At 44.3% G+C, this 3,039-nt stretch carries 2 protein-coding genes; both read left to right on the top strand.

Translation table 11 applies throughout. The annotated features are described in order from the left end of the window. Positions 1–201: 201 nt before the first annotated feature. On the top strand, positions 202–2,580 hold the full coding sequence (locus DEM91_RS12290) for a carboxypeptidase regulatory-like domain-containing protein (RefSeq protein WP_249859098.1): 2,379 nt from the start codon (positions 202–204) through the stop codon (positions 2,578–2,580). 166 nt (positions 2,581–2,746) lie between these two features. Beyond that, a complete protein-coding gene (locus DEM91_RS12285) occupies positions 2,747–2,980 on the top strand; it encodes a hypothetical protein (protein WP_249859097.1) in 234 nt (77 codons plus the stop codon). Positions 2,981–3,039 lie beyond the last annotated feature (59 nt).

The raw sequence follows: 3,039 nt of genomic DNA, 5'->3' as shown, positions 1-3,039 counted from the left end.
TACGGTGGTGTGAGAGGTCGGTGAACACGAAAGTAGGAAATAAACACCTATGATTAGTGTTTACCTCCTACTCGATTGCTAAATTCAGCAAAACTTCAATGAGAAAGTAGTGAACATTCATGATTAATTGGTGGGATTTTAACAGGTTTGTAATATGATATAATTAATTTTGGCGCGAACAAATCTTATAACTATCGTATGATGAAAAGGTGGATTGGCACTTGTATGCTGTTGTTAGTTGTTTCCATGTCCATCATGGCACAAGGAAACAGAACGCAAAAGGTATTGGGTAGGGTGACGGACATTCATGGAAACCCGTTGGCTGATGTTAGTTTGAGCATTGTAAACGCGGAGCCTTCAATCACCCAAACCACAGATAAAGCGGGTCGTTTTGAACTACACGTTCCGTTGGGTAGGCAAGTTTTGCGGGCCAGTTCAGTGGGCTACCAGGACAAGGAGATTAGTTTGTTGTTGGTTATGGGTGAAGAAGTGTCGCTTGATGTCAAACTGGAGTCTGCCACTTATAATCTAAAGGGCGTAGAGGTGAAGCGATATTACAACAAAGCTCGGCCCCTACAGCCGCTTGCCTATGCAGGTGCTCGCAGCTTTAGTGTGGAAGAAACAGAGCGTTATGCGGGTTCGTTAGGCGATCCAAGCAGGATGGTGAGGAGCTTTGCAGGCGTGATGCCCATCAATGATTCGCGTAATGAGATTGTGGTGAGAGGCAACTCATCATTAGGGGTGCAATATCGATTGGATGGGATTGAAATTCCAAATCCTAACCATTTCAACGCCGGATTGGGAATGACAGCTGGACAGGTAACTGCCCTTAATATGAATGTTGTTACCAACTCTGACTTTTTGTTGGGCGGTTGGCAGGCAACAAAAGGCAATGCACTTGCGGCAATCTTTGATTTGAATCTGAGAAAAGGCAATCCCAACAACCACCAAATGCGTTTCCAGATGGGCTATAATGGAGCCGAACTCATGACAGAGGGGCCGATGAACAAGGATGGTTCGATGACCTATCTTGCCTCTTATCGTTATTCCATCCCAGAGTTGGCAAGCTATGCTATGAAGATTTTCGGTAAATCCATGGCTGTTGTCCCAAGATATCAAGACCTAACAACCAAGATAGATTGGCGCATCCATGAGGGTCACACGCTTTCATTGATTGGCATTGTAGGTACAAGTAGCATTCATCTCAAGACATCAGAACTCTCCGGGGCGGGTACGACCGTGCAAGTTGACAATCTATCGTTTGACCAAAAGGTTAACTTACGCAGTGGCTTGGCATTGTTAGGTATGGTCTATCATGGCCAACTGGCTGCTCGGACCGATCTTCATGCCACACTTTCTTGGAACTATAATGATATAAAGATGAGAGTGTACAATAAGAAATTGGCTAATCAAGAAGACTTTAAAATGATTTTTACGGATCTTACCAAGGAACACAAACTCTCGTTTTCGGCCGATATCCGTCATCGATTATCCACGCATCACGACAATCTTTATGTGGGTACGGTTGTCGATCAATATTATCTCAATGTGTTCAATGAGGTGGAAGATACACCCTATCCCCTCAATGACGATAGAAGCACATTATCACTTTATCGCGCTTATGCGCAGTATCAACATTTGTTCAGCGATGCTTTTACTGTCACTGCAGGCGTACATGGCAGTTATTTGCCCCTGAATGGTAACTATGCTTTGGAACCACGCGCTGCTGCTGAGTTAAAACTTGGTACCCATCACACCATTGGCCTCGCAGGAGGCCTTTACAGTCAGTTGCCTCCGCACACTTTTTTCTTTGTCAGAGAGGCCGATGGTCATTATTCGGACAGCAATCATCACTTGGGTTTTTCCAAGAGTTGGCATGCAAACCTCTCGCACAACTACCAAATTAACAAGGATTGGCGTGTGCATACAGAACTATATTATCAATGGCTTTTTGATATTGCGGCTGAGAACAAAGCCTATGGAGTGTCGCTACTCAATTATGGAGCAGGCGAAAACTCCATGGAACGCATCGCCGGACTTCGCAATATTGGCAGGGGACGAAACTATGGACTTGAACTTACGGTGGAAAAATTCTTCAGCAAAAATTATTTCTTCTTGATGTCCGGCACCCTCTATCGCTCACGCTATACCGACCCAGTACTCAACCATGAATTCAGCACAGTGTTTGATGGTGGTTACATCCTGAATGTCACTGGTGGGTTTGAATGGCCTGTGAGCAGCAAGTGGACCCTCTTTGCCTCACCTCAGTTGGCGCTCTCGGGTGGCTTGAGATACACGCCTGTTGACGAGGTGGCGTCTCAAGTGGCTCACGACCAGGTGTACCAATACGATCAGTGGTATCAAGAACAAATGCCTGTTTACTTCAGATTGGACACTCGTTTGGGCGGTAGACTGAATGGTAAGAAGGTCTCACAGGAGTGGGGAATTGACTTGATTAACCTCACCAATCGAAAAAATATCGCGTACATGTTTTATGATATTGACAAACGAGCGTACGTGTCACAATATCATTTCTCCTTTTTCCCAATGGTAGTCTACCGCCTACATTTTGGTCTGTAAGCTCAAAAGATGTCCATTGGTGAGCGTTCGTGATGCTCTTGTCACGGTTTTGAAGGCACAAAGCATGAGAACGTACGTGCTTGATGGTTATGTACTTCTTATTTGAATCTTCGCAATGATTTTAAAAATCTTTTCATTATTTTTGTCATCAAATAGAAAATATGGCATGAAAAGATTATTCTCCGTTTTATTATTTATATGGATGGCGCAGTGGGTTGTCGCCATACCAGTCAAAAAGAGCGGGTGGAAAGTCATTCGTCTTGAGAGTGGAGTGGAGGTAAGAGCGATGTTCAAAGGCGATGAACACCTGCATTACATGGAGGCTGAAGATGGTCAGAAATACGTTTTTGACGAACAACTTCAGGCTTATCGACCTGCCGATTATAAGATGGAAAGATAATGTTCTTATCCGAGGAGGTCTCACGGACGTTTCAAATAGTTGTTTTTACGAAAGAAGCG

Source organism: Prevotella sp. TCVGH (assembly GCF_023522295.1).
Lineage (GTDB): Bacteria > Bacteroidota > Bacteroidia > Bacteroidales > Bacteroidaceae > Prevotella > Prevotella timonensis.
This window is presented reverse-complemented; position numbering and strand designations above follow the sequence as displayed.